The sequence below is a fragment of the Streptomyces sp. SID8374 genome, assembly GCF_009865135.1.
GTDB lineage: Bacteria > Actinomycetota > Actinomycetes > Streptomycetales > Streptomycetaceae > Streptomyces.
Map to the genome: position 1 here is coordinate 818,559 of NZ_WWGH01000001.1, position 26,868 is coordinate 845,426.

The 26,868-nt window shown below is 72.5% G+C and carries 20 protein-coding genes; 7 read left to right on the forward strand and 13 right to left on the reverse strand.

Annotated features, from left to right (window positions below):
- The first annotated feature begins 112 nt into the window (after positions 1-112).
- Both GTY67_RS03650 and GTY67_RS03655 read left to right on the forward strand, forming a co-directional pair.
- On the forward strand, positions 113-2,488 hold the full coding sequence (locus tag GTY67_RS03650; protein ID WP_161277760.1) for a chitinase C-terminal domain-containing protein: 2,376 nt from the start codon (positions 113-115) through the stop codon (positions 2,486-2,488).
- A gap of 151 nt (positions 2,489-2,639) precedes the next feature.
- A complete protein-coding gene (locus GTY67_RS03655; protein ID WP_161277761.1) occupies positions 2,640-3,386 on the forward strand; it encodes an NAD(P)H-binding protein in 747 nt (248 codons plus the stop codon).
- Between the two features lie 317 nt (positions 3,387-3,703).
- Here GTY67_RS03655 and GTY67_RS03660 read toward each other — a convergent pair whose 3' ends face one another.
- On the reverse strand, positions 3,704-4,885 hold the full coding sequence (locus GTY67_RS03660) for an ROK family transcriptional regulator (protein ID WP_161277762.1): 1,182 nt from the start codon (positions 4,883-4,885) through the stop codon (positions 3,704-3,706).
- 159 nt (positions 4,886-5,044) lie between these two features.
- Between GTY67_RS03660 and GTY67_RS03665 the strand changes: the two genes are divergently transcribed.
- Together GTY67_RS03665 and GTY67_RS03670 are read left to right on the forward strand one after the other, a co-directional pair.
- Positions 5,045-6,298 carry an MFS transporter gene (locus GTY67_RS03665; RefSeq protein ID WP_161277763.1) on the forward strand — a complete coding sequence of 418 codons (1,254 nt, stop codon included), beginning with the start codon at positions 5,045-5,047 and terminating at the stop codon, positions 6,296-6,298.
- Positions 6,299-6,445: 147 nt separating this feature from the next.
- Positions 6,446-7,840: a solute carrier family 23 protein gene (locus GTY67_RS03670; protein ID WP_161277764.1), complete on the forward strand. Its 1,395-nt coding sequence runs from the start codon at positions 6,446-6,448 to the stop codon at positions 7,838-7,840.
- A gap of 17 nt (positions 7,841-7,857) precedes the next feature.
- Here GTY67_RS03670 and GTY67_RS03675 read toward each other — a convergent pair whose 3' ends face one another.
- A complete protein-coding gene (locus GTY67_RS03675; RefSeq protein WP_161277765.1) occupies positions 7,858-9,057 on the reverse strand; it encodes a glycoside hydrolase family 6 protein in 1,200 nt (399 codons plus the stop codon).
- Positions 9,058-9,154: 97 nt separating this feature from the next.
- On the opposite strand from GTY67_RS03675, the gene GTY67_RS03680 reads away from it, so the two are divergent.
- Positions 9,155-9,892 carry a DUF5995 family protein gene (locus GTY67_RS03680; RefSeq protein WP_161277766.1) on the forward strand — a complete coding sequence of 246 codons (738 nt, stop codon included), beginning with the start codon at positions 9,155-9,157 and terminating at the stop codon, positions 9,890-9,892.
- 27 nt (positions 9,893-9,919) lie between these two features.
- On the opposite strand, the gene GTY67_RS03685 is transcribed toward GTY67_RS03680, so the two are convergent.
- From GTY67_RS03685 to GTY67_RS03705, 5 genes are all read right to left on the reverse strand, one after another.
- Positions 9,920-11,614, reverse strand: coding sequence for an NAD(P)/FAD-dependent oxidoreductase (locus tag GTY67_RS03685; RefSeq protein WP_093692783.1), 1,695 nt, complete (start codon positions 11,612-11,614; stop codon positions 9,920-9,922).
- A gap of 53 nt (positions 11,615-11,667) precedes the next feature.
- Positions 11,668-12,465, reverse strand: a complete 798-nt coding sequence (locus tag GTY67_RS03690; protein WP_161277767.1) for a carbon-nitrogen hydrolase family protein — start codon at positions 12,463-12,465, stop codon at positions 11,668-11,670.
- Between the two features lie 184 nt (positions 12,466-12,649).
- On the reverse strand, positions 12,650-13,108 hold the full coding sequence (locus GTY67_RS03695) for an Lrp/AsnC family transcriptional regulator (protein ID WP_015607336.1): 459 nt from the start codon (positions 13,106-13,108) through the stop codon (positions 12,650-12,652).
- Between the two features lie 159 nt (positions 13,109-13,267).
- The gene (locus tag GTY67_RS03700; RefSeq protein ID WP_161277768.1) at positions 13,268-14,725 is read right to left on the reverse strand and encodes an aldehyde dehydrogenase family protein; all 1,458 of its coding nucleotides are present in this window, start codon (positions 14,723-14,725) and stop codon (positions 13,268-13,270) included.
- Positions 14,726-14,889: 164 nt separating this feature from the next.
- The gene (locus GTY67_RS03705; protein WP_161277769.1) at positions 14,890-16,356 is read right to left on the reverse strand and encodes a GuaB1 family IMP dehydrogenase-related protein; all 1,467 of its coding nucleotides are present in this window, start codon (positions 16,354-16,356) and stop codon (positions 14,890-14,892) included.
- A 319-nt stretch (positions 16,357-16,675) separates the two neighbouring features.
- On the opposite strand from GTY67_RS03705, the gene GTY67_RS03710 reads away from it, so the two are divergent.
- Positions 16,676-17,746 carry a terpene cyclase gene (locus tag GTY67_RS03710; RefSeq protein WP_093692779.1) on the forward strand — a complete coding sequence of 357 codons (1,071 nt, stop codon included), beginning with the start codon at positions 16,676-16,678 and terminating at the stop codon, positions 17,744-17,746.
- 57 nt (positions 17,747-17,803) lie between these two features.
- Here GTY67_RS03710 and GTY67_RS03715 read toward each other — a convergent pair whose 3' ends face one another.
- The 4 genes from GTY67_RS03715 to fmt all read right to left on the reverse strand — a co-directional run bounded on the left by GTY67_RS03715 (position 17,804) and on the right by fmt (position 22,235).
- Entirely contained in the window at positions 17,804-18,799 is a 996-nt protein-coding gene (locus GTY67_RS03715; RefSeq protein WP_031127654.1) for a sugar-binding domain-containing protein, read from the reverse strand.
- 132 nt (positions 18,800-18,931) lie between these two features.
- The gene (gene rpe / locus GTY67_RS03720) at positions 18,932-19,615 is read right to left on the reverse strand and encodes a ribulose-phosphate 3-epimerase (protein WP_093692778.1); all 684 of its coding nucleotides are present in this window, start codon (positions 19,613-19,615) and stop codon (positions 18,932-18,934) included.
- Positions 19,616-19,763: 148 nt separating this feature from the next.
- Complete coding sequence (locus GTY67_RS03725; RefSeq protein WP_161277770.1) at positions 19,764-21,197, reverse strand: transcription antitermination factor NusB; 1,434 nt, start codon at positions 21,195-21,197, stop codon at positions 19,764-19,766.
- A 105-nt stretch (positions 21,198-21,302) separates the two neighbouring features.
- A complete protein-coding gene (gene fmt / locus GTY67_RS03730; protein WP_161277771.1) occupies positions 21,303-22,235 on the reverse strand; it encodes a methionyl-tRNA formyltransferase in 933 nt (310 codons plus the stop codon).
- A 420-nt stretch (positions 22,236-22,655) separates the two neighbouring features.
- Here fmt and GTY67_RS03735 point away from each other — a divergent pair, with 420 nt between their 5' ends.
- The gene (locus GTY67_RS03735) at positions 22,656-23,225 is read left to right on the forward strand and encodes a hypothetical protein (protein WP_093692775.1); all 570 of its coding nucleotides are present in this window, start codon (positions 22,656-22,658) and stop codon (positions 23,223-23,225) included.
- A gap of 71 nt (positions 23,226-23,296) precedes the next feature.
- Here GTY67_RS03735 and GTY67_RS03740 read toward each other — a convergent pair whose 3' ends face one another.
- Together GTY67_RS03740 and metK are read right to left on the reverse strand one after the other, a co-directional pair.
- Positions 23,297-25,462 (reverse strand): primosomal protein N', encoded by a 2,166-nt coding sequence (locus GTY67_RS03740; protein WP_161277772.1) that lies wholly within the window; start codon positions 25,460-25,462, stop codon positions 23,297-23,299.
- 139 nt (positions 25,463-25,601) lie between these two features.
- Entirely contained in the window at positions 25,602-26,810 is a 1,209-nt protein-coding gene (metK, locus tag GTY67_RS03745; protein WP_093692773.1) for a methionine adenosyltransferase, read from the reverse strand.
- Positions 26,811-26,868: the final 58 nt, after the last annotated feature.

Here is a 26,868-nt window from a genome sequence, read left to right on the forward strand (position 1 = left end):
CTCTGCGTCACCTCCGAGGTTCGGTCCCACGGTGTGCGCACACCGGGACCCCGACACGACCCACCCCCTTTGCCAGTTGTGTTCTGCCGACCTCCCCAGGAGGAACGTCCACATGCTGTCCCCCACCAGAGCGAGAGCCACGCTGCTCGCCGCCGGCGCCGCTGTCGCCGGCCTCCTGATGACCTCCCTCGCCGCCACCCCGTCGGCCGCCGCCACCGACCACGAGTCCTGTCGCCCCGACGGGCTCTACAAGACCCCCGGTGTCGACGTCCCCTACTGCACCGTCTACGACGGTGAGGGCCGCGAGAAGATGGGCGCCGACCACAAGCGCCGCGTCATCGGCTACTTCACCAACTGGCGTACCGGCAAGGACGGCAAGGACGCCTACCTGGTCCCCGACATCCCCTGGGACAAGGTCACGCACCTCAACTACGCCTTCGCGCACGTCGACAGCTCCAACAAGCTCTCGGTCGGCCCCGACGGCGCCGACAACGCCTCCACCGGGATGACCTGGCCCGGTGTCGCGGGCGCCGAGATGGACCCGACGCTCCCCTACAAGGGGCACTTCAACCTGCTGACCAAGTACAAGAAGCAGCACCCGGACGTGAAGACCCTGGTCTCCGTGGGCGGCTGGGCCGAGACCGGCGGCTACTTCGGCCCGGACGGCAAGCGCGTCAACTCCGGCGGCTTCTACTCGATGGCGACCAACGCCGACGGCTCGGTCAACCAGACCGGCATCAACACCTTCGCCGACTCGGCCGTCACCTTCATCAAGAAGTACGGCTTCAACGGCGTCGACATCGACTACGAGTACGCGACGTCCATGAAGGACGCGGGCAACCCCATGGACCACGCGCTGGCCAACGGCCGCCGCGCGGGCCTGGTGAAGGGCTACGACGCCCTGATGAAGACCCTCCGCGAGAAGCTGGACCGCGCGGGCGCCGCCGACGGCAAGCACTACCTGCTGACCGTCGCCGCCCCCTCCTCCGGCTACCTGCTGCGGGGCATGGAGACGTACCAGATGCAGAAGTACCTGGACTACGTCAACATCATGTCCTACGACCTGCACGGCGCCTGGAACGAGTACGTCGGCCCGAACGCCCAGCTGTTCGACGACGGCAAGGACAACGAGCTGGCACAGGCCGGTGTCTACAGCACCTCGCAGTACGGCGGGGTCGGCTACCTCAACACCGACTGGGCCTACCACTACTTCCGCGGCTCCATGCCGGCCGGCCGCATCAACATCGGCCTGCCGTACTACACCCGCGGCTTCAAGAACGTCCAGGGCGGCACCGACGGCCTCTGGGGCAAGGCCGCCACGACCAACTGCCCGGCGGGCGCGGGGCTGACCAAGTGCGGTGACGGCGCGGTCGGCATCGACAACCTGTGGCACGACAAGGACGACAACGGCCAGGAGTCGCCGGCCGGTTCCAACCCGATGTGGCACGCCAAGAACCTGGAGAAGGGCATCGTCGGCGACTACCTCACCAGCTACGGCTTCCCCGCGAACACCCAGCTGACCGGCACCTACGTCCGCAAGTACGACTCCACGCTGGTCGCCCCGTGGTTGTGGAACGCCCAGAAGAAGGTCTTCCTCTCCACCGAGGACGAGCAGTCGGTGCAGCGCAAGGCCCAGTACGTGGTCGACAAGGGCATCGGCGGCACGATGATCTGGGAGCTGGCGGGCGACTACAAGTGGAACGCCGCCAAGGGCCAGTACGAGACCGGCAACACGCTGACCACCGCGATGTACGACGCCTTCAAGTCGGCGGCCCCCTACGGCGCGAAGCGCTCCACGGTCACCCTGCCCACCGAGGCCCTCAACATCGATGTCTCCTTCGGCCAGTTCGCCCTCGGTGACTCCAACTACCCGATCAGCCCCAAGCTGAAGATCACCAACCGGACCCAGGCCACGCTGCCCGGCGGTACGGAGTTCCAGTTCGACTACTCCACCTCCGCCCCGGCCAACGCCAAGGACCAGTCCGGCTTCGGTACGTCGATCATCCGCAGCGACCACACGGCCGCCAACAACATCGGCGGGCTCAAGGGCCCCTACAACCGGGTCTCCCTGAAGCTCCCGGCCTGGCAGACCCTGGCCCCCGGCGCCTCGGTGGAGCTGGACTTCGTCTACTACCTGCCGACCTCCACGCCGTCCAACTGGACCGTGACCTTCGGCGGGAAGTCCTACTCCCTCGCCGGTGACCTGGCCCGCGGTACGACCGTGGTGGAGCCCGGCACCGGCACCAACCCGACGCCGACCCCGACCCCGACCCCGGACCCGACCGGTCCCACGCCGACGCCCACGCCGACCCCGACGCAGCCGGGCGGCACCTGCACGGCCCCGGCGTGGAACGCGGCCACCGAGTACGGCGGCGGCTCCACCGTCAGCCAGGACGGCCGCCAGTGGAAGGCCTCGTGGTGGACGAAGGGCGAGAAGCCCGGCACCACCGGCGAGTGGGGCGTCTGGAAGGACCAGGGCGCCTGCTAGCACCAGCGGCCGTACGGCGGTGAGCGGACCACCCCCCGCTCGCCGCCGGCCACCCCCCAGGAAGCCCCGGCGTCCACCGCCGGGGCTTCCCTCGCTCCCGCGCTCCCGCGCTCCCGCCGCGATCGGAACCGGCCTCTGGCAGGCTGACCCCATGACGACGATTCTGGTCACCGGCGCCACCGGAACGCTCGGCCGCCAGGTCGCCGACCGGCTGCGCACCGAGGGAGCCGACGTCCGCGCTCTCAGCCGCCGCTCCCCCTCGTACGCCGTCGATCTGCGCGACGGCAGAGGGCTGGACGCTGCGGTCGACGGGGTCGACGCGATCGTGCACTGCGCCACCTCTCCGCGCGGCGGTGACGACCGGGCGGCGGGCTACCTCATCGATGCGGCGAAGCGGGCCGGGGTCCCCCATCTGGTCTACATCTCGATCGTGGGCGTGGACCGGGTGCCGCTCGGCTACTACACGGTCAAGCGCCGGGTCGAGAGGATGATCGAGGACTCCGGGATCGGCGCGACCATCCAGCGGGCCACGCAATTCCACGACCTGGTCCTGTCCATCGTCTCCGGTGCGGCGAAGCTCCCCGTACTGCCGGTGCCCGCCGGGGTATCGGTCCAGCCCGTCGACAGCGGCGAGGTCGCCGACCGGCTGGCCGCCCTGGCGCTCGGCACTCCGGCGGGCCGGGTGCCGGACCTGGGCGGCCCCGAGGTCCGGGAGCTGAGCGACCTGGCCGGGGTCTATCTCCGTACGACGGGGCGCAGGCGGCGGGTGGTGCCGGTGCGGCTGGCGGGGAAGACGTACGCGGGGTACCGGAGCGGCGGACATCTGAGCCCGGAGCATGCGGTGGGGGCGGTGACGTTCGAGGAGTTCCTGGCGCGGCGGCATCGGCGGGCGGGCTGAGCGACCGGAGTTGTACGGCTCCCCAGGCGCGCGGGCTGGGCATGACCGTGCGGGGTGGGCACGGCTGTACCGGCTGAGCGACCGCTGTACGGGCTGAGCGCCGCCGTTCGGGATGAGCCCGGCCGTACGGGCTGAGCACCGCCGTACCGGCTGGGCGACCACCGTACGGGATGAGCGCCGCCGACGTACGGGCTGAGCCCGGCGTACCGGCTAGGCACCGCCGTACAGGCTGAGCAGCCTCAGTCGTACGGTTCCTCAGCCGCCCGGGCCCGCGCCGCCGTTCGGGCCAAGCACCGCGCCGCCGTCCGTCGGACCGGTCACCCGCCCGGCGTGAACAGCGCGTCCTGCGCCGCGTCCCGGGCGGCGATCAGTGCCCCGCGCAGCACCGCCCCGTCCCCCAGCGAACCGGCCCGGACCTCGGTGCGCAGCGGTGACATCCGGGCGAGGCGCTCCTCGACCCGGGCGGCCAGCGGGGCGCCCCCCGCCTCGCCGACCGCGCCCGCCAGGAGTACGCAGCCGGGGTCCAGGACCGAGACGACGGCCGCCGCCCCGAGGGCGAGGCGGTCGGCCAGTTCGTCGAGGAACGGCTCACCCCGCTCCCCCGCCGCCAGCGCCGTGCGTACGGCGGCCACGGCGGCGGCCTCCGACGGCGCTTCCAGCGGCCCCTCGATGCCGTGCCGGGCGGCGAGTTCGCAGAGGGCCGCCGAACCGGCCAGGGAGTAGAACCCGCCCTCGCAGTCGACGGCCGAGGGCAGCCCGGCCACCCCCGGCACCGGCAGGAAGCCGATCTCCCCCGCACCGCCGGACGCGCCCTGCCGCAGCTTGCCGTCCAGCATCACGGCGGCCCCGATGCCCTGGCCCAGCCAGATCAGGACGAACGTCTCGCGGTCGAGGGCGGCCCCGGCCCGGTGCTCCGCGACGGCGGCGAGGTTGGTCTCGTTCTCGACGAGGACGGCCGCCGGGAGCCGCTGCTGGAGCACCCGGACCAGGCCCCGGTGCCAGGCGGGCAGCCCGGTGCTGTCGCGCAGTTCGCCGGTGGCCGGGTCGATCAGGCCCGGGGCCCCGATGCCGACGCTGTGCAGGGGGACGGACCCCGCCTCGCGGGCGGTGCGCTCCAGGAGGGCGACGGCCTGTTCGACGGCGGGCCCGGTGCCCGTGTCGTCGGCGATGGGCAGGGTGGCCTCCGCGAGCGTCGTGCCGAGCAGGTCGGCGACGACCACGGAGACGCTGCCGGTGCGTACGTCGAGGGCGGCGAGGTGGGCCCGGTCGGCGACGATCCCGTACAGCTTGGCGTTGGGGCCCCGGCGGACGGCTCCGGACTCGCCGACGACATGGATCAGGCCGGCGCTGCTGAGCCGTTCGACCAGGTCGGCGACGGTGGGGCGGGAGAGTCCGGTCAGGGTCTTCAGCTGGGTGGCGGTCAACGGGCCGTCCTGCTGGAGCAGTTGCAGGGCGAGGCGGTCGTTGATGGCCCGAGCCGTGCTCGGTGATGCGGGCATACCGGGATCCTTCCAGACCACTGCGGAGCCTCTTTCCCGGGTCGGCGACGGGAGCGACCCTGAAGAACTATTTATCAGGCAGGGTTCCTGATAGTTTACGCGACGCAGTCCGGCTGCCTCGCGACGCAGACCGGCTTTTCCAGGGGAGGGCACAGCCGCATGACGAAGGAACCGACCGCCGCCGCGGTCCACAGCACGGAGCAGGTGCGGCGGGCCAGGATCGCCGTCGCCACCGTCTTCGCGGTGCACGGGGCGGTGACCGGCAGCTTCGCGACCCGGGTGCCCTGGATCCAGGACCACGCCGGGGTGAGCGCGGGTCAGCTCGGCCTCGCCCTGGCCTTCCCGGCGATCGGCGCCTCGATCGCGATGCCGCTCGCGGGCCGGATCAGCCACCGCTTCGGCGCCCGGACCGCCCTGCGCGGGCTGCTCGCCCTGTGGACGCTGGCGCTGACCCTGCCCGCGCTGGCGCCCAACCTGCTGACGCTGTGCGCCGTCCTCTTCGTCTACGGGGCCACGGCCGGGATGTCCGACGTGGCGATGAACGCCCTGGGTGTGGAGGTGGAGAACCGTCTCGACAGGTCGATCATGTCGGGACTGCACGGGATGTGGAGCGTGGGCGCGCTGATCGGTTCGGCGGCGGGCACGGTCGCCGCCCACATCGGCGCCGACGCCCGTCTCCACCACACGCTCGCCGCGCTGGTGCTGACGGCGCTGGGTCTGGCCGCCTGCCAGGGCGTGCTGGACCTGCGCAGCGAGCCGGACGAGGAGCCGCCGCCGCGCTTCACCCTGCCGCCGAGGTCGGCGCTGATCATCGGGGCCGTCGGGTTCTGCGCGGTGTTCGCCGAGGGCGCCAGCCTGGACTGGTCGGCGGTCTACCTGCGGGACATCCTGGGCAGCTCGGACGGGGTCGCGGCCGCCTCCACCACGGCGTTCGCCCTGACGATGGCGGTGGCGCGGCTCGCCGGGGACCGGATCGTGGACCGGTTCGGCGCGGTGCGGACCGTACGGACGGGCGGGGCGCTGGCCACCGTGGGCGGGCTGCTCGTGGTGTTCTCGCCCTCCCCCGCGGCGGCGATGGGCGGCTTCGGGCTGCTGGGGCTCGGCGTGGCGGTCGTGGTGCCGCTGGCCTTCGCGGCGGCCGGGCGCAGCGGGCCGAACCCGAGCCAGGCCATCGCGGGCGTCGCCACCATCACGTACACCTCGGGGCTGATCGCCCCCTCCGCGATCGGCTCGCTGGCGGAGGCGACCTCGCTGGTGGTCTCCTTCGGCGTGGTGACCTTGCTGGCGTTCGGCCTGGTGCTGGGGGCCGGGGTGCTGCGGGCGGGCGACCGGAAGGTCATCGGCTCCGGTACGGGCTCCGGCTCCGGCTCGGCGGTGGGCGGTGCGGCGACGAAGAGCCCGTCCGGAAGCTGAGCCTCCGACGTGGCGGCAGGGCGGCCGACCTCGATGCGGCCGCCAACCACCGCACCACTACCATGGCGCTGATCTTTTCCGCAGGTGAACACCGAATACCGGATCGCAGACCGGCCGGCACACCGAGCAGACCTTCAGGGAGCAACCATGAGCTTCGGCGTGCGCTGGACCTTGCACGGCGACGGGAAGACCCCCGCGCCCGGGGCGGTGGTCCGCCCCGACGAGCGGCTCTCCTGGCCCCGTACGTTCGGACTCGGCGCCCAGCACGTGGTGGCGATGTTCGGGGCGTCGTTCGTCGCGCCGGTGCTGATGGGTCTCGACCCGAACCTCGCGATCATGATGTCCGGTGTCGCGACCGCGATCTTCCTGCTGGCGACGAAGGGCCGGGTGCCGAGCTACCTCGGCTGCTCGCTCTCCTTCGTCGGCGTCGCGGCCACCATCCGGGCGAGCGGTGGTGACAGGGCGACCATCACGGGTGCGGTGCTGGTGGTCGCCGCCGTCCTGTTCCTGGTGGGCCTCGCGGTGCAGCGGTTCGGCGCGCGGATCATCCACGCGGCGATGCCGCCGGTGGTGACCGGCGCGGTGGTGATGCTGATCGGCTTCAACCTGGCGCCGGTGACCGCGTCCACGTACTGGCCGCAGGACCAGTGGACCGCGCTGCTGGTGATGCTCTTCACCGGCCTGGCCGTGGTCTGCCTGCGCGGCTTCCTCTCCCGGATCGCGATCTTCCTCGGGCTGGTCTTCGGCTATGTGCTCTCCTGGGTGCTGGACCTGGTGTTCGGCAAGATCCACTCGCCGGCGGGCGGCGCGGAGGCCGTGGACCACTGGCGCCTGGACCTCTCGGGCGTGGGCGCGGCGGACTGGATCGGCCTGCCCTCCTTCCACGCCCCGGCCTTCGAGTGGTCCGCGATCCTGGTCGCCCTGCCCGTCGTCATCGCACTGGTCGCGGAGAACGCGGGCCATGTGAAGGCCGTGGGCGAGATGACCGGCGACTCGCTGGACGACAAGCTCGGCACCGCCATCGCGGCGGACGGCGCGGCGTCGATGCTCTCCACCGCCGTGGGCGGCCCGCCGAACACCACGTACTCCGAGAACATCGGCGTGATGGCCGCGACCCGCGTCTACTCCACGGCCGCCTACTGGGCGGCGGCCTGCTTCGCGCTGCTCTTCGGCCTCTGCCCCAAGTTCGGCGCGGTCGTCGCGGCGATCCCGGGCGGGGTGCTCGGCGGGATCACGGTGATCCTGTACGGGATGATCGGCCTGCTCGGTGCGCAGATCTGGCTCAACGGCCGGGTGGACCTGCGCAATCCGCTCAACCTCGTCCCGGCCGCCGCGGGCATCATCATCGGCGTGGGCGGCGTCACCCTGAAGATCACCGACAACTTCGAGCTGGGCGGTATCGCGCTCGGCACCCTCGTCGTGATCACCGGCTACCACGTGCTGCGCGCCTTCGCCCCGGCGCACCTGAAGACCCAGGAACCGCTGCTGGACGCGGGGACGTCGGCGTACGACGAGGAGCCGGACCGCCCCGAGAAGTCCTGAGCCGTACGCCGGGGGGGTCAGCCCGTCGCCAGGCCGTGCGCGTACTCCGGGGAGAAGGCGCCCGGTGCGGCCGAGCAGCCGTCGGACTCCCCCGGCAGCTTCACCCACAGATAGGCGTCGATCCGGTCCTCGCCGGTCCGCGTCGTCGGGGGCTGTCCCAGCGCCCGGCCCTCGGGGTCGCACCACTGGCCGGCCGGGGGCGCGCCGTTGCCGTTGCGGCTCGTGTCGATGACGGCGCCGAGGCCGGGCGGGCCGCCGAGGGCCGCCAGCACCTGGCGGGCGTAGGCCCGCTCCTCGGCGGTGGGGCGGAAGTTGGCCACGTTGGTGAAGATGCCGTCGCCGCTGGTGGCCGCCCCCGCCGCCCGGAGCGCGGCCGCCTGCTTCGAGGCCGGGTGCCAGCCGGAGTGGCCGCCGTCGAAGTAGACCCTGGCCTTCGGGTCGGCCGCGCGCAGGGCTGATCCGGCGCGGGCCAGCGCGGCGAAGCGGGCCGAGCGTCCCTCGGCGGTGAGGCAGTCGGAGAGGGCGATGGCGTCCGGTTCCAGGATCACGATCGCCGGGCCCGCGCCGAGCCCCTGGGCGAACTCCCGTATCCAGGCGTCGTACGCCGCGATGTCCGGCGCCCCGCCCTGCGAGGCCCCGCCGCAGTCCCGGCCGGGTATGGCGTACGGGACGAGCACCGGGGTCCGTCCGGCGGCGGCCGCGCCCCGGGTGACCGCGCGGACCTCCCCGGCGATCTCCCCCGGGTTGTACCGCGCGAACCAGACCGCCGCAGGCTGCGCCGCGATCCGGGACTCGATCAGCGGGCGGCGCGGGTCGTCGGGGTTGGCCCGCACCCACTCCACGACCTGGGACCCCGGGTGGCGGAAGAGGCCGCTCCTGGGGGCCGGAGAGGTCGTCGCGGGGGCAGCGCTCGTACGGGAAGGGCTGGGCGACGGAGACGGGGGCGGCGGCGCCGGGGTGGGGGCGGTGGTGGATGAGGCGGTGGGGCGTACGGGGGCGGTCGGCGTCGGGACCGCGGGCAGCGGCTGGAGGACCGGCGGAGGCGAGGGCTCCGGTACGGCGGTGGTCCGGCGGCGGTCGTCCTGCCCGGCCTCGATCAGCCCGGCCGTGGCACCGATCGCCACGACGGCCGACGCGACGGCCAGCAGGCCGTGGCGGCGGGCGGCGCGGCGGCGGGCCCGGTGGGTGGTGCGGCGCTGCGCGCGTCTGCCCGGCACTCCTCGAACCCCTTTTCCGGCACCCGTCGTTCGTCCGTTCCGATGAACCTTCGGCCGGGGGGCGCCGAGCCGAGCCTATGGCTGGGACGCTCCGCACATGGCGCAGACCGAACAGTTCACGGAACCGGCCGGCCCCGGCACCCTCGTGGCGGAGGTGGACACGGTGATCCAGCGGATGCGTGCGTTCCGCCACCGGTGGCCGCCCGGAGATGGTGTCGCGGTCTTCCACGAGGCGTATCTGACGACGGTGTGCACCGACCCGGTGCCGGTGAGCGGGGGCGGCGGTCACGGGGGCCCTGCTCACCATGGCGGCGCAGCCCGGCAGGCCTCCGGCACGCTGGAGGCGCGGCTCGCGGAGCGCTATCTGTCGGCCCTCTCCACGGCGGAGGCGGGCGGGCGGCCGCCGGAGTGCTGGCGTCCGCTGCTCCCCTATCGGCGCCATCCCGGCGTACGTCCGGTGCAGTTCGCCCTGGCCGGGCTCCATGCGCACGTGGCGCACGACCTGGCCCTGGCCGTGGTGGACGCCTGCCGTACGCGCGGCTGCGAACTGGCCGCGCTGGAGGGGGAGTTCGAGCGCGTGGGTGATCTCCTCGCATCGCTGGAGGAGCGGATCCACGACGAGCTGATGCCCGGTCCCGATCGGCTCACGATCGCGGATCCGCTGGCCCACCTGGTGAGTTCGTGGAGCCTGGAGCGGGCCCGTGAGGCGGCCTGGTCGGCGGCCCGGGTGCTCTGGCGGCTGCGCGGACTCCCCGCGCTGGCCGGGGAGTTGCGGCAGCAGACCGACGCGGGCGCCGGGCTCGTGGTGCGCTTCCTGCTCACCCCGGGCCGCTGACGCCCGCGTACGCCCACCGTCCCCGGCTCAGTCCTCCGGAAGCTCCACCGGTGCGATCTCGTCGAAGACGTCGCCGGGGCCCGGGTTGGTGGGGTCGGTCGCCCCGCCGAACTGGTGCATGACGCCCCACACCGCGTTCAGCGCGGTCTGCACGGCGCCCTCGGCCCAGCCTGCCGTCCAGGAGATGTCGTCGCCCGCGAGGAAGATCCCGCGCTTGTCCTCAGGCAGCTCGTCCTGCATGAAGTGGGTGAACAGCCGCCGCTGGTAGCGGTAGTGGCCGGGCAGGTTCGCCTTGAACGCGCCCATGAAGTAGGGCTCGTTCTCCCAGGAGACGGTGACCGGGTTGCCGATGATGTGGCTGCGGATGTCGACGTTCGGGTAGATCTCCCCGAGCGACTTGAGCATGACCTCCATGCGCTCCTGCGGGGAGAGCGGCAGCCACTTCAGGCTGTCGTCGCACCACGTGTAGGAGAGGCAGATGACGGCGGGCTTGTCCGGGCCGTCGTCCAGGAGGTACGTCCCCCGGGTCATCCGGTCGGTGAGCGTCATCGACATGGTGTCGCGGCCGGTGGTCTCGTCCTTGTCCAGCCAGAACGGCCGGTCGACCGGCACGAACAGCTTGGACGACTCCATGTAGTGGGTGCGCTCCATCGCCGTCCAGTGGTCGATCGGGAAGAGCGCGTCATCGCAGTCGATCTTGGAGAGCAGCAGCCAGGACTGGCCGGTGAAGACGGCCGCCCGGAAGGTGCGGATGTCGCCGGTGGCGTCGGTGACCGTGATGCGGTTGCCCGCCGTACGGGTCAGCCGGGTCACGGCGCCGCGCGGCTCGCCGCCGTGCAGGGAGGCCAGCGAGGTGCCCAGCGGCCAGTGGACGATCTTCTGCGGCTCGCGGTCCCACAGGCGCAGCGGGAGCTGCTGGCTGCCGCCGACGATGCCGCGGTGGTGGTCGTCGGCCTCGGTGTAGACGACGCGCAGGATCTCCAGGATGGAGTTGGGGAAGTCGGTGTCCCAGCCGCCGGTGCCGAAGCCGACCTGGCCGAAGATCTCGCGGTGCCGGAAGGACTTGAAGGCGTCGGAGGCGCAGAGGAAGCCGTAGAAGGTCTGGTTGTCCAGCTGTTCGACGAGCCTGGCCCAGATCTCGCGGATGCGCGGGACGTCGCGCTCGCGCAGCGCCCGGTTCATGTCGGAGAAGTCGGCGCCCTCCTCCAGGCAGGCGTTCCAGGCGTTCGCCACATCGCGGTAGACCTGGGGCAGGTCGTCGATGGTCTCGGCGTAGTGCGACTCGCCCTTGAGGTCGACGACGGTGGAGGGCGTGGCCGGGGAGAGCGGGTTGGGGAAGGCCCGGGTCTCCAGGCCCACAAGGTCGATGTAGTGCTGGAGCGCCGTGGAGGACGGCGGGAAGCGCATCGCGCCCATCTCGGCGGTGAGCGAGGGGTCGCAGCCGTCGAAGCCGACGGTGCGCAGCCGGCCGCCGATCCGGTCCGCCTCGTAGACGACGGGCTTGAGGCCCATCTTCATCAGCTCGTACGCGGCGATGAGGCCGGAGAGCCCGCCGCCGATGACGGCGACCTCCTGGCCGTGCTCGGTCGCCGGTATCTGGCCGAGCCCGGCGGGGTGGGCGAGGAAGTCGTCGTACGCGTACGGGAAGTCCGGCCCGAACATGGTGATCGGCGGGGCGGCCGCGTCGGTGTGCTGGACGGCGTTGGGCACCGTGGACGTCATGGGGTACGGACTCCTTGCGCGATGACTGACGAGGGAAGCTGTGGGGGGCGGGCTCAGCCGAGGGAGCCGTACAGACCGGGGCGGCGGTCGTTGAGATAGGGGTTGGCAGCGCGCGAGGCGGCCAGGAACTCGGGGTCCACCTCGCCGACGACGAGCTCCTCACCGCGGCCCGCGCGGGTGCGTACGGTGCCGTCGGGGCCGGCCAGGCAGCTCAGCCCGACGAACTCGAACTCGCCTTCCGGTCCGGTGCGGTTGACGTACGCCACGTACATCTGGCTCTCGAAGGCCCGTACGGGGATGACGGATTCGGCGACGAACTGGAACGGGTGCATCTGCGCGGTGGGCACCAGCAGCAGGTCGGTGCCTGCGAGGGCGTGCGCCCGTACGTTCTCGGGGAACTCGACGTCGTAGCAGATCAGCAGCCCGATCCGGATACCGTCCAGGTCGGCCTGGACGACGGTCTGCTCGCCGGGGGTGAACCACTCCTGCTCGAAGCAGCCGAAGAGGTGGGTCTTGCGGTAGTTCGCCAGCCGCGTGCCGTCGGAGCCGATCAGCTGGGAGGCGTTGAAGATCCGCTCGCCGTCGCGCTCCGGGTAGCCGTAGAGGACCGCGAGGCCATGGCGTACGGCGATCTCGGCCACGGCCCGGGCGCCGGGACCGTCGACGGGCTCGGCCAGCTCGGGGACCGCGTCGCCGATGGCGTACCCGGTCAGGAACAGCTCGGGGGCGACCAGCAGCCGGGCGCCCGTGTCGGCGGCGCGCGCGGCGGCCTCGGCCAGCGTCTTCAGGTTCTCGGCGACGGCACCGGGCCGGCCGGAGCTCTGGAGCAGGGCGGTACGCAACGACGGCATGGCTGACCTCGGGCGGTGCGGGCGGGGTGGGGAGACGTATCGAAGGTACGTGGCGCCCGAGGCCCCGGACAAGGCGCGAGTGTTGCGCACCGACCGTCGATTCGTTGCGCGCTCAGGCTCTGTGACGACGAAATGTTGCGTCGGACATCACCGCAGGTCAGCGGGGTGATGTGCGCCACCTGTTTCAGGCCGGCGGGGCCTCAGCCGAGTACCGGCGCAGCAGCGGTGAGAGCACCAGCACCGACTTCGTGCGCTCCACGTACGGCTCCCCCGCGATCCGCTCCAGCACCTGCTCGAAGTGGCGCATGTCGGCGGCGAAGACCTGGACCACCGCGTCGGCGTCCCCGGTGACGGTGGAGGCGGCGGCGATCTCCGGGTAGCGGGCGAGGCCCTGCTTGATCGCTTCCGGGGAGGTGTTGCGGCTGCAATAGATCTCGATGAACCCCTCGGTCTCCCAGCCGAGCGCGGCCGGGTCGACGCGCACGGTGAAGCCGGTGATCGCGCCCTCCGCGCGGAGCCGGTCGACGCGGCGTTTCACGGCGGGGGCGGAGAGGCCTACGATCGCGCCGATGTCGGCGTAGGAGCGCCGGGCGTCTTCGGCGAGGGCGTGGACGATGCGTTCGTCGAGGTCGTTCAGGCGCACGTCGGGCGGTTCACTTCTCTGCGGTGGGTCTGGCCGGCGGGAGGCGGCGGGTGCCGCCTCCCGCAGTAGACCATGAGCCGCCGTCGCGGGCGTGCTCGGCGCAGCAGTCGTGGGTGGCCCGTGGGCCGGGAACGACGCCCCCGGGACGGGAACCGCGGGTCAGAAGGGGAACTGCGAGCGGCCGTGCTGGACGGAGATCCACTTCTGGGTGGTGAAGGCCTCCACCATCGACTCGCCGTTCAGCCGGCCGAGGCCCGAACTCTTCTCGCCGCCGAAGGGGACGATGGGCTCGTCGTGGACGGTGCCGTCGTTGATGTGGATCATGCCGGTGTGGATGCGCTGCCCGACCCGCACCCCGCGTTCGATGTTGCCGGTGTGGACGGCGCCGCTGAGCCCGTAGGGGGTGTCGTTGGCGATGCGGACGGCCTCGTCCTCGCCGTCGAAGGGGACGAGCAGGGCGACCGGGCCGAAGATCTCCTGCTGGAGGACGGGCGAGTCGGCGGGCAGGCCCGTCAGCACGGAGGGGCTGACCACGTTGCCGTCGGCGCGGCCGTGGAGCAGGGCGGTGGCGCCTGCGGCGACGGTCTCGTCGACGAGCCGGGAGATGGACTCGGCCTGCGAGGAGTTGATCAGCGGGCCGATCTGGGTGGCCGGGTCGGCCGGGTCGCCGACGGTGAGGGAGGCGACCTTGGCGACGAACTTCTCGGTGAACTCGGCCTCGACCGCCCGGTCGACCAGGATCCGGTTGGCGGCCATGCAGACCTGCCCCTGGTGGACGTAGCGGCTGAACACGGCCGCGTCGACCGCGTAGTCCACGTCGGCGTCGTCCAGCACGATCAGGGCGCTGTTGCCGCCGAGTTCGAGGACGGCGCGCTTGAGGTTGGCGGCGCAGACGGTGGCGACGTGCCGGCCGACCTTGTCGGAGCCGGTGAAGGAGATGACCTGCGGTACCGGGTGCTCCAGCAGGGTGTCGCCGATCTCGGCGATGTCGGTGACGACGACGTTGAGGAGCCCGGCGGGCAGTCCGGCGTCCTCGAAGACCTTGGCCAGCAGGGTGCCGCCGCAGATCGGGGTGTTCTGGTGCGGCTTGAGGACGACCGCGTTGCCGAGGGCCAGGGCGGGGGCGACGGACTTGAGGGAGAGCAGGAAGGGGAAGTTGAAAGGGCTGATGACCCCGACGACGCCGACGGGCACCCGGTAGACCCGGTTCTCCTTGCCCTCGGTCGGCGAGGGGAGGATCTGGCCTGCCGGGCGCAGGGCGAGCTGGATGGCCTCGCGCAGGAACTCCTTGGCCAGGTGCAGTTCGAAGCCGGCCTTCAGGTGGGTGCCGCCGAGCTCGGCGACGATGGCCTCGGCGATCTCCGGCTCGCGCTCCTCGACGATGCGCAGCGCCTTCTCCAGGACCCCGCGCCGGGCGTACGGGTTGGTGTCGGCCCACGCCTGCTGGGCGCGCTCGGCCGCGCGGTAGGCCTGGTCGACCTCCTCGGCGGTGGCGACGGGGATCGAGGCGAGCTTCTCGCCGTTGAAGGGGTTGAAGTCGATGATGTCCCAGGACCCCTTCCCCGGCCTCCACTCGCCGTCGATGTACTGATGGGCCAGGTCAGTGAAGAAGGACATGAGATCCCTTACCGCAGAGAGGGAGGCAGCTGATTGCGCTTCATATTACTTATGTTTCAACAGAGTTGAAGCGGGATCCCGGCCACCCCGGAAGGGCCGTATACGGCACCGCCCCTCCCGGTGGAAAACACCGGAAGGGGCGGGAAAGCCGCGGATCGGCGGGATCAACTCCAGCTGGCGTGCAGCGGCTTGCCCTCGGCGTATCCGGCGGCGCTCTGGACGCCGACGACCGCCTTCTCGGCGAACTCCTCCAGGGAGGCCGCACCCGCGTAGGTGCAGGAGGAGCGGACGCCCGCGATGATCGAGTCGATCAGGTCCTCGACGCCCGGGCGGGTCGGGTCGAGGAACATCCGCGAGGTGGAGATGCCCTCCTCGAAGAGCGCCTTGCGGGCCCGGTCGTACGCGGACTCGTCCGAGGTGCGGTTCTTCACGGCGCGCGCCGAGGCCATCCCGAAGGACTCCTTGTAGTAACGCCCGTCGGCGGACTGCTGGAGGTCGCCGGGCGACTCGTACGTCCCCGCGAACCAGGAGCCGATCATGACGTTGGAGGCGCCGGCGGCGAGCGCCATGGCGACATCGCGCGGGTGGCGGACGCCGCCGTCCGCCCAGACGTGCTTGCCGTGCTTCTTCGCCTCGGCGGCGCACTCCAGGACGGCGGAGAACTGCGGCCGGCCGACGCCGGTCATCATCCGGGTGGTGCACATGGCACCGGGGCCGACGCCGACCTTGATGATGTCGGCTCCGGCCTCGATCAGGTCGCGTACGCCCTCGGCGGCGACGATGTTGCCCGCGACGATCGGGACCTGCGGGTCCAGCGCCCGTACGGCCTTCACCGCGGCGATCATGGACTCCTGGTGGCCGTGGGCGGTGTCCACGACGAGGGTGTCGACGCCCGCGTCCAGGAGCTGCTTGGCCTTGCCCGCCACATCGCCGTTGATGCCGACGGCGGCCGCGATGCGCAGCCGGCCCTGGTCGTCGGTGGCGGGGGTGTAGAGGGTGGCGCGCAGGGCGGCCTTCCGGGTGAGGATGCCGACGAGCCGGCCGTCCTTGCCCACGGCGGGGGCGAGCTTGCGGTTGGCGCCGTCCAGCTTGTTGAAGGCGTCGCGCGGGTCGATGTCCGCCTCCAGGACCACCAGGTCCTTGGACATGACCTCGGAGAGCTGGGTGAAGCGGTCGACGCCGGTCAGGTCGTGGTCGGTGACGACGCCGACCGGACGGCGGTCCTCGTCCACGACGACGCCCGCGCCGTGCGCCCGCTTGGGCAGCAGGGAGAGCGCGTCGGCGACGGTCTGGCCCGGGGCCAGCTCGATCGGGGTGTCCAGGACGAGGTGGCGCGTCTTGACCCAGGTGATGACGTCGGTGACGACCTCGATCGGGATGTCCTGGGGGATGACGACGAGCCCGCCGCGGCGGGCGACGGTTTCGGCCATCCGGCGGCCCGCGATGGCGGTCATGTTGGCGACCACGAGCGGAATCGTCGTCCCTGTGCCGTCGGGCGAGGAGAGGTCCACGGACTGGCGGGATCCGACGGCGGAACGGCCCGGGACCATGAAGACGTCGTCGTACGTGAGGTCGTACGGAACCACGGAGGAGTCTGTGTAGCGACCGGTGCCCGGCTCAAGAAAGCGCATAACACTCATTTTTTCATACGAAACGGTGCAGGTCGTTTCCACGAAGACACAGCAAAAGACCCCCGCGTTCGTCTGTTCCTCCAAAAGGCGCTTGGAGGCCTCCAGGGAGGCGGTCGGGGGGTCCCGGGCAAGTGGAACCTGCCTTACCCACGGACTCTACCCGAACAGGATTCGATTCATTCGTGATCACCATCTCTGGACCCGGTGACAAGGGGTCAGGTAGCTTCAAAGCCGCAGGTCTCGGGGGTGTCCGAGGTGCCACTCCGGCACATCGGCGGCCCTGGCACACCGTATGACCGGAGAGGATCCAGATCCGCCTGTGGACAGCGAACTGCCGGACATCTACTGCCCGTTCCCCCAGCGGACCAACCCGCACGTCGGGCACACACGCGGTCACCTGGCCACCTGGATCAGACAGACGGGCCTGGTGCACCGCGAGTCCGCGATGAACCGCTTCGAACAAGCCGATTTCGGCGCGTTCGTCGGCATGGTCTACCCGACGGCCGGACCGGAACACCTCGATCTGGTGGCCGACTGGTTCGTCTGGCTCTTCCTCGTCGACGACCAGCTGGACGACGGCCATCTCGGCCGCTCCCCCGAGCTGGTGCGCGCCGTGGTGGAGCGGATGCGCGCCGTCGTGGACGGCACCGCTCCGGAGCCCCTGCCCGGCGAGGAGCTGCCGGCCGCCGTGATAGCGCTGATGGACCTGTGGGAACGTACGACGCCGAGCGCGGCGCCCCACTGGCGGACCAGGTTCGCCTGGCATCTGATCACCTACCTCACGACGGCCACCACCTGGGAGGCGGGCAACCGCGCGAACGACGTGGTGCCGTCGGAGGAGGTGTACATCGCCAAGCGGCGGCACACCGGGGCCATCCACGTCTGCATGGACCTCATAGAGATCGTCACCGGCATCGAGGCCCCGGAGTCGCTCCACAACGACCCCCGGTTCATCACCGCCCTGGAAGCCTCCTGCAACCATGTGTGCTGGGCCAACGACGTCTACTCCTTCGAGAAGGAGCAGGTGCTCGGCGAGATCCACAACCTCGTCCACCTGGTCCGCCACCACCGGGGGCTGGGCGAGCAGCAGGCGCTGGACCATGTCGCGGAGCGGCTGGCGCTGGAGACGGAGCGGTTCCTGACCGCCGAGGACGAGCTGCTGGAGATGTATCCGGAGCTGACCGGTCTGCTGGTGCCCTACCTGGAGGGGATGCGCAGCTGGATGCGGGGGAACCTGGACTGGTCGCGCCAGACCCCGCGCTACAACCCGGCCGACGTGGCGCAGTACGAGGAGCCCCAGGAGTATCTGGAGGAGACCGTGCTGGGGATAGCGCCCGACCACGCGGAGGCGGGGGCGCCCTGCGCGGCGGAGGCTCCACGTCAGGGGTGAGGTGGTACGTGAGGAGGCCGGGCACTCCTGAGGGTGCCCGGCCTCCTCACGTCGGCTTCACTCGCCGTCCGGGTCCGCCCGCTCCAGCGCCGGGCGCACACCGGCCGCCGACTCGGTGAGCAGGTAGTCGGCGGCGGCGGTGTCCGTCACCAGGCTGGTGACCAGACCCGAGCGCAGTACGGCCCCGATCGCCGCGGCCTTGCGCAGCCCGCCCGCGATCGCCACCACCTCGGGGATCCGGCGCAGCCGGTCCGCCTCCACGGTGATGCAGCGCTCGCCCAGGTCGCGGCCGACTCTGCGGCCGTCGGAGTCGAAGAGGTGCGCGGACATCTCGGCGGCCACACCGAGGGAGGCGTAGTGGGCACGCTCCTCGTCGGAGAGCATGTCGTGGACCGTGGAGATGCCCGGCTCCCAGGAGCCGATGGAGACCGCGGCGACCGTCACCTTGTCGAAGTATTCGAAGGCGCGGGCGATGCCCGTCTGCTCGCGCAGCGCGGCGGCCGTGGCCGGGTCGGGCAGCAGCATCGGGGCGTAGATGGGGTGGGCCTCGCCGCCGGAGACCTGGGCGGCCCGGCGGACCGCCTCGACGGAGCCGCGCTCGGCAGTGCCCGCGTCGTAGACCCCGGTCAGCTGGACGACCGTGCAGGGCGGCAGCCGGTCCAGCGCAGCGGCCATGTGGATGGTGGAGCGGCCCCAGGCCAGGCCGAGCACATCGCCCTCGGCCACCAGCTCGCCCAGCAGGTCGGCCGCGACCTCGCCCAGGTTCTCCGGGTCGGGGGCGTCCTCCTGCTCCTCGGCCGGGGACTCGACGACGACCGCGTGGCGCAGCCCGTAGCGGGCCCGGAGCGCGTCGGAGCGTTCGGCGTCCAGCTCGGCCGGCACCCGGATCTCGATCCGTACGAGATCACGCTCCAGGGCCGTCTCCAGGACCCGGGCCACCTTGAAGCGGCTCACGCCGAACTCCTCGGCGATCTGGATCTTGGACTTGCCCTCCAGGTAGAACCGGCGGGCCATGGCCGCCGCCTGCACCAGCTCCGCGGGTCCCATCCGCATGGCTGACCGACCCGCCGAGATGCCAGACACCGCGATCTCCTCACTGCTGTTCACACGCCCGATACGCCTTCATCCTGTCAGATCCGGCGATCCTTGATCGGCCCCGTCGGGCCGCGTTCATCTGCCCTTTGTTCAGTGGCCGCATGCCCAGGGCGCGGCGGCCGTGACCGCCTCCGCCTGGGCCCGCAGACCCCGCACCGCCGCCGCCGGGTCCTCGGCCCCGTAGACCGCGGAACCCGCCACGAAGACATCGGCGCCCGCCTCCGCGCAGCGTTCGATCGTGGTGGCGGAGACCCCGCCGTCGACCTGGAGCCAGAGGTCGAGGCCGTGCTTGCCGATCAGCTCCCGGGTGCGGCGGATCTTCGGCAGCATGATGTCCAGGAAGGCCTGGCCGCCGAAGCCCGGCTCCACCGTCATGATCAGGAGCATGTCGAGTTCGGGGAGGAGGTCCTCGTACGGCTCGATCGGCGTCGCGGGCTTGAGCGCCATGGACGCCCGCGCCCCCTTCGCCCGGATCTCCCGCGCGAGGCGCACCGGCGCCGCCGCGGCCTCCACATGGAAGGTGACCGAACCGGCGCCCGCCTCCACGTACTGGGGGGCCCAGCGGTCCGGGTCCTCGATCATGAGGTGGCAGTCCAGCGGGGTGTCCGTGGCCTTGCCGAGCGCCTCGACGACCGGCACGCCGAGGGTCAGGTTGGGCACGAAGTGGTTGTCCATCACGTCGACGTGGAGCCAGTCCGCGCCTTCGACGGCCTTCGCCTCCTCGGCGAGACGTGCGAAATCGGCGGACAGGATGCTGGGGTTGATCTGCGCCATGACCCAAGCCTGCCACGTTCCGGGCCGGTTGCTCGCCTCGGCCGTCGCCAAAGGCTCACCCGGCCATCACAGTTCGCACATTCTGCGCATTTTGCCTGCGCTTTACTGTTCCTTTGCCATCCGGGAGGCCCCTCTGACGGGGCGATATTCAGCCGGTCCGGCGCAGCAGAGCGAGATACATGGCGTCCGTCCCGTGCAGGTGCGGCCACAGCTGGACGTCGGGTCCGTCCCCCAGCGCGGGCACCCCGGGCATCAGCGGCCGGGCGTCGACCCACTCGGCCTCCACCGGCTCCCCGCCGCGCCCCTTCAGCACGTCCTCGACGACCACCCGGGTCTCGGCGAGATGCGGCGAGCAGGTCGCGTAGCCGACGACGCCACCGACCCGTACGGCCTTCAACGCCTCGCGCAGCAGGCCGCGTTGGAGCGGGGCGAAGCTCTCCAGGTCCTCGGCGCGACGCCGCCAGCGGGCCTCGGGGCGGCGGCGCAGCGCCCCCAGACCGGAGCACGGGACGTCCATCAGGATGCGGTCGAAGGTGCCGGGCCGCCACGGCGGACGGGTGCCGTCGGCGGTGACCACCTGGTACGGGCCCGGGTTCCCGGCGAGCGCCCGCTCCACCAGCCGGGCGCGGTGCGGCTGCTTCTCGGCGGCCAGCAGGGTCGCGCCCCGGTCGGCGGCGAGGGCGGCCAGCAGGGCGGCCTTCCCACCGGGGCCCGCGCAGCCGTCCAGCCAGCGGGTGTCCCGGCCCTCCACGGGGGCGGCGGCGAGCGCGGCGGCCACCAGCTGGCTGCCCTCGTCCTGGACGCCCGCCCGGCCCTCCTGGACCGCCGTGAGCGCACCGGGCTCGCCGCCCTCGGCCATCCGTACGGCATACGGCGACCAGCGGCCCGGCAGCGAGTTGTCCTCGCCGAGCGCCTTGACCAGCTCGTCGGTGGTGGAGCGGCCGGGCCGGGCCACCAGCGTCACCTCGGGCCGCTCGTTGTCGGCCTCCAGCAGGTCCTCGATCCCGGCACGCCCGCCGCCAAGCGCGTCCCAGAGCGCCGAGACGATCCAGCGCGGGTGCGAGTGGACGATGGAGAGGTGGTCCTCGGCGTCCTCCTCGTAGGAGGGCGCGACCTTCTCCACCCAGCCGTCCAGGTCGTGCGCGGTGACCTTGCGCAGCACCGCGTTGACGAACTTCGCCCGCCCCTCGCCCAGCACCACCCGGGCCAGCTCCACACTGGCGGAGACGGCCGCGTGGGTGGGGATGCGGGTGCCCAGCAGCTGGTGGACGCCCATGTTCAGTACGTCGAGGACCGGCGGGTCGACCTCGCGGAGCGGCCGGTCGATGCAGGCCGCCACGATCGCGTCGTACGTGCCCTGGCGGCGCAGCGTCCCGTAGACCAGCTCGGTCGCCAGCGCCGCGTCCCGCCCGTCGAAGTCGCCCTTGGCGCGGGCCTTCTTCAGCAGCGGGGGCAGCACGAGGTTGGCGTACGCGTCCCGCTCGTCGACGGCCCGCAGCGCCTCGAAGGCGAGGAACCGGACGGGGTCCTTCTGGGGGCGGCGGTGGGGCTTGGCGGGACGGCGACGCGGCTGGTCGTTCACGTGAAAGGTGCTCCGCAGATGGTGAGAGGGCGAACCCTCCCAGCGTACGTCGCCGCCCCCGGCCCCTCGTACGAGAGGTTCTCCGGGCTTCTCGTACGGGAGGTGCTACAGCCCCAGCAGCTCGCCGTGGGCGATGCGGACGCCGCGCGCCCAGTCGGCGGCCTTCATCGGCTTCTTGCCCTGCGGCTGGACCCAGAGCAGTTCGACGGCGTGCGAGCCGGTGCCCACGTACACGTTGTTCTTCGCCGCCGCCAGCTCGCCGGGCGCCAGGTCGGTGCGGTCCAGGACGGGCGTCGCCTGGACGAGCTTGAGCCGCTCGCCCCGGAACAGGGTCCAGGCGCCGGGCGCGGGGGTGCAGCCGCGCACCACGCGGTCGACGCGCAGGGCGGGGGCCGACCAGTCGACCTGGGCGTCCTCCACGGTGATCTTCGGGGCCAGGGTGACGCCCTCGTGCGGCTGCGGGACCGCGTGCAGGGTGCCGTCCTCGATGCCGTCCATGGTGGCCGCGAGGAGCCCGGCACCGGCGAAGGCCAGCCGGGTCAGCAGGTCGCCGCTGGTGTCGGTGGGGCGGATCTCCTCGGTGAGGACCCCGTAGACCGGGCCGGAGTCCAGCCCCTCCTCGATCAGGAAGGTCGAGGCGCCGGTCACCTCGTCCCCGGCCATCACGGAGTGCTGCACGGGCGCCGCGCCACGCCAGGCGGGCAGCAGCGAGAAGTGCAGGTTGACCCAGCCGCGGGCGGGAACGTCCAGGGCCACCTTGGGGAGCAGCGCCCCGTAGGCGACGACCGGGCAGCAGTCCGGGGCGATCTCCCGCAGCCGGGCCAGGAACTCCTCGTCCCGGGGCTTCACCGGCTTGAGGACCTCGATCCCGGCCTCCGCCGCCCGCTCGGCCACCGGACTGGCCACCAGCCGGCGGCCGCGCCCGGCGGGGGCGTCGGGCCGGGTCACGACGGCGGCCACCTCGTGGCGGTCGGAGGCGATCAGGGCGTCCAGGGCGGGGACGGCGACCTCGGGGGTGCCGGCGAAGACGAGCTTCATGGGTGGCTGACTGCCTCTCGGGCTTCTCGGACTCTCGGGCCCCGCGGAGTTCTCGGATGCTGCGGGGCGCTCGGGCTCTGCGGGATTCTCGGGCTCTGCGGGGCCAGGACGTACGGTGACGAGCAGCACACCAGTCTAGGGGGTGGCCTCCAGGGCGCACGGCGGGCTCAGCCGCTTCCGCCCGCCCGGCGATCAGGGGGCTCAGCCGCCACGGCCCGTCCGGTGACCGGGGGGCTCAGCCGCTACGACCAGCGGGCGTTCAGGGGGCGCACGTGCGCCGCGCACGCCCCGTGCATATGCACATACGCCCCGATGGCGTGACCACATACCCGGCTCGGGCGTTGGTCAAAGGAGATTGACCGAAGCGGGCCGCCCCGATGCGGCCCGATCCCTTTCAACGCCGGTTCGAGAGGCTTCTTCATGGCCGACCACGCAACCCACGACGCCCAAGCGCGGGCCAGCCTGCATCTCCTGGTGCGGGACATCGAGCGGGTCCGGCGGCAGGTGGACGCGCTGCGCACACTCACCGCCCAGCTGGGCAACGTCTACCGCCCGCGCCGCTCCGGCCCCTCCGCGGGCTTCGTCGTCTACGGCAGGGCCCCGGCCCCCACCGTCCGCCTCGCCCAGGAGCTGCGGGACAGCGTCGAGACCCTGGTCACCGCCGCGGTGGACTTCGACCGCTCGCTCGGCTTCTCCTGGGACGCGGTGGGCTCGGCCCTGGGCGTCACCAAGCAGGCGGTGCACCGCCGTTACGGGACGCGCCGGGCCACCAACGCCCAGTCCACAGCCGAGGCGAACACGGAGAACGCGGCGACGCCCCGCCCGGTCTCCGTGGCTCCAGGCCTGCCGGGATCGTCCTCCGGCGGATCCATGTCCGCCGTGCCCTCCGTCCCCGCGGCCCGCTCCATGCCGCCCCAGCCGTCGGTGGGCGCGCAGCCGGTCCGTGAGGAGCTGCGCCCCGGCGCCTTCCCGGGCCCGCGCAACGGCTGACCACGAAGCCGTACGTACGTCACCGGAGCGGCGGTCTCCCCGGCCCGCCGCCCCTCTCTACCTCAGGGCTCTCACCCGATGTCCGGCGGATCGATCCTGATCCGCACCTGGTCTCCCCCGCCCTTGGCCGTACGCGCCGCCTGCGCCGTCTTGAGCGCGCCCGCGAGCGCCGCCCCGCGCCCGGGCACCACCCGGATCAGCATGCGCTCCCAGCTCTCGCCGGGGGGCGCGTCCGACGGTCTGCGCGGGCGCCCCGGCTCCGCCGACGGGACCGGCACCGGCCCCAGCAGCTCGGCCTCCGGCGGCAGTTCGGCAGCTGCGAGAAAGGAAGCCAGGGCCTCCGCCGGGCCTGTCACCGACGCCATCCGGGAGACCGGCGGGAAGCGCAGCTCGGCCCGGTCCGCCAGCTCACGGCGGGCGAAACCGGCCGGGTCCCAGCGGACCAGTGCCTGCACCGGGCGCAGCGTCGGCTCGGCGACGATCACCACCGTGCCGCCCTCCTCCTGCCCGCGTACGAGTGCGCCCGCCGCCGTCCACCGGCGCAGCGCCTCCTCCCCCGCCCGCAGGTCGGGCCGGCCGAGCATCGCCCAGCCGTCCAGGAGCAGCGCCGCCGCGTAGCCGCCCTCGGCGACGGGTTCGGCGCCGGGTGTGGAGACGACCAGCGCCGGGGCGGCCGGGACCGCGTCCAGGATGTGGTCGCGCCCCGAGGTGCGGACGGGCACGGTGGGGAAGGCGCGGCCCAGCTCCTCGGCGGTGCGACGGGCGCCGACGATCTGGGCGCGCAGCCGGTTCGAGCCGCACTCCGCGCACTGCCAGGCGCGCTCGGCCTGCCCGCACCAGGCGCAGTTCAGATCCTGCTGGTCCGGCGCCTCCAGGGGCCCGGCACAGTGGCGGCAGCGGGCGGGGGTGCGGCAGCGCTCGCAGGCGAGGCGGGGCGCGTAACCCCTCCGGGGCACCTGGACGAGCACCGGGCCGCTGCGCAGGCCGTCGCGCACGGTCTGCCAGGCGAGGCTGGGCAGCCGGGCCGAGCGGGCGGCGCCGTCCCGGGCCAGCTCGCCGTCGCCGACCGTACGGATGAGGGGCGCGGCCCGCCGCAGCTGCTCCCGGTCCGCGAGCAGGGGCAGCGCCCAGCCGCTCTCCACGAGCTGGGCGGCCTCGACCGTGCAACTGGTCCCGCCGAGCAGGAAGGCGCACCGGCCCTGGGCGGCCCGCAGCTCCAGGACCTCGCGGACGTGCGGGAAGGGGGCGTTGGTGTCGCTGTGGCTGGAGTCCCCGTCGTCCCAGACGGCGACCAGGCCGAGGTCGCGGACGGGGGCGAACATGGCGGCGCGGGTCCCGACGACCGCTCGAACCGAGCCCCGGCGCACCGCGAGCCACTGGCGGTAGCGCTTCTCGGGGCCGGATTCGGCGGTGAGCAGGGCGTGCCTGCCCGCACCGAGCGCCTCGGTCAGGGCGGCGTCGATCCGTGCGGCGACCCGCCCGTCCGGGACGACGACGAGCGCGCCGCGCCCCGAGGAGAGCGTGGCGGCGACGGCGCGGGCGATCTCGGCGGGCCAGTGCGGTCCGGGCAGCGCCGTCCAGACCGCCCGGGGCGCACCGCCCTCGGCCAGGGCGCGGAGGAAGGCGGGGCCCTGTCCGTACCGCTCCCAGGTGCCCGGCTCCGGGGGCGGGGGCGGAGGCAGCGGCTCCGGGGAGGGCTTGGACTCGGCGCGGCCGTTGCGGGGCGGGACGGCGAGCTGGAGGACATCGGCGAGGCTGCCCGCGTACCGGTCGGCCACCGCGCGGGAGAGGGCGAGCAGCTCGGGCCCGAGGACCGGCTCCGGGGAGACGACATAGGCGAGGGCGGCCAGCGTGCCCTGGTAGTCGGAGTCGGCGCGGCGCTCCACGATGAACCCGTCGATCAGACCGCCGCCCTCGCGCCGTCCGCCCTGCACGTTGTGGCGCCCGGCCCCGAACCGCACCCGTACGCGAACGCCCGGCTGGGCGTCGGCGTCCAGCTCCTCGGGGACCGCGTAGTCGAAGAACTGGTCGAGGTGGAGGACCCCCTTGTTGACCAGCACCCGGGCCACGGGCAGCTCCTTGGCCAGCGGGGCGCCGCGCCAGGTGCGCGGCTTGGCGCGCGGCACCTTGGCCTGGCGCACGGTCTCCCGGATCAGCGCAAGCTGCTCCGGCGCCCCGGCACCGGGCTCGGGCGCCCCCGCACCGGGCTCGGCGGACTGCTCGTTCTCGCTGCTCACAGCCAAATTCCTACCAGACGGCACTGACAGCCCGGACCGCACCGACAAAGGCGGCCGGGCGCAGAGCAGCGGGACCCGGCCACCGCGTTCGGTGGCCGGGTCCCGCTGTCATGAGCTGTGCGGTGCTGCTTCGGTGCTGCTAGAGACCGGCGGCCGCGCGGAGGGCGTCCACGCGGTCGGTGCGCTCCCAGGTGAAGTCGGGGAGCTCGCGGCCGAAGTGCCCGTACGCGGCGGTCTGGGCGTAGATCGGGCGGAGCAGGTCGAGGTCACGGATGATCGCGGCCGGGCGGAGGTCGAAGACCTCACCGATCGCGTTCTCGATCTTCTCCGTGTCGATGGCGGCGGTGCCGAAGGTCTCGACGAAGAGACCGACCGGCTCGGCCTTGCCGATCGCGTAGGCGACCTGGACCTCGCAGCGGGTGGCGAGGCCGGCGGCCACCACGTTCTTGGCGACCCAGCGCATCGCGTACGCCGCCGAGCGGTCGACCTTGGACGGGTCCTTGCCCGAGAAGGCGCCGCCACCGTGGCGGGCCATGCCGCCGTAGGTGTCGATGATGATCTTGCGGCCGGTGAGGCCGGCGTCGCCCATCGGGCCGCCGATCTCGAAGCGGCCGGTCGGGTTCACCAGGAGGCGGTAGCCGTCGGTGTCCAGCTTGATGCCGTCCTCGACGAGCTGCGTGAGCACGTGCTCCACGACGAACTCGCGGATGTCGGGCGCGAGCAGCGAGTCCAGGTCGATGTCGCTGGCGTGCTGCGAGGAGACGACCACGGTGTCCAGGCGGACCGCCTTGTCACCGTCGTACTCGATGGTGACCTGGGTCTTGCCGTCGGGGCGGAGGTAGGGGATGGTCCCGTTCTTCCGCACTTCGGACAGCCGCCGCGAGAGGCGGTGCGCGATGTGGATCGGGAGCGGCATGAGCTCGGGGGTCTCGTCGCAGGCGTACCCGAACATCAGGCCCTGGTCGCCCGCGCCCTGCTTGTCGAGTTCGTCCTCATCGCCCTCGACCCGCTTCTCGTACGCGGTGTCGACGCCCTGCGCGATGTCCGGCGACTGCGCGCCGATGGAGACCGAGACGCCACAGGAGGCACCGTCGAAGCCCTTTTTGGAGGAGTCGTAGCCGATCTCCAGCACCTTGTTGCGCACGAGGTTGGGGATGTCGGCGTAGGCCTTGGTCGTGACCTCGCCCGCGACATGCACCAGACCGGTGGTGATCAAGGTCTCGACGGCGACGCGCGAAGCGGGGTCGTCGCGCAGGAGCGCGTCGAGGATCGTGTCGCTGATCTGGTCAGCGATCTTGTCGGGGTGACCCTCGGTGACAGATTCCGAGGTGAAGAGACGGCGGGACACATCGCTCCCTGGGGTTGCAGCGGCTGCTGGCTGATCATGGGTGGCACGCCCGAGAGCT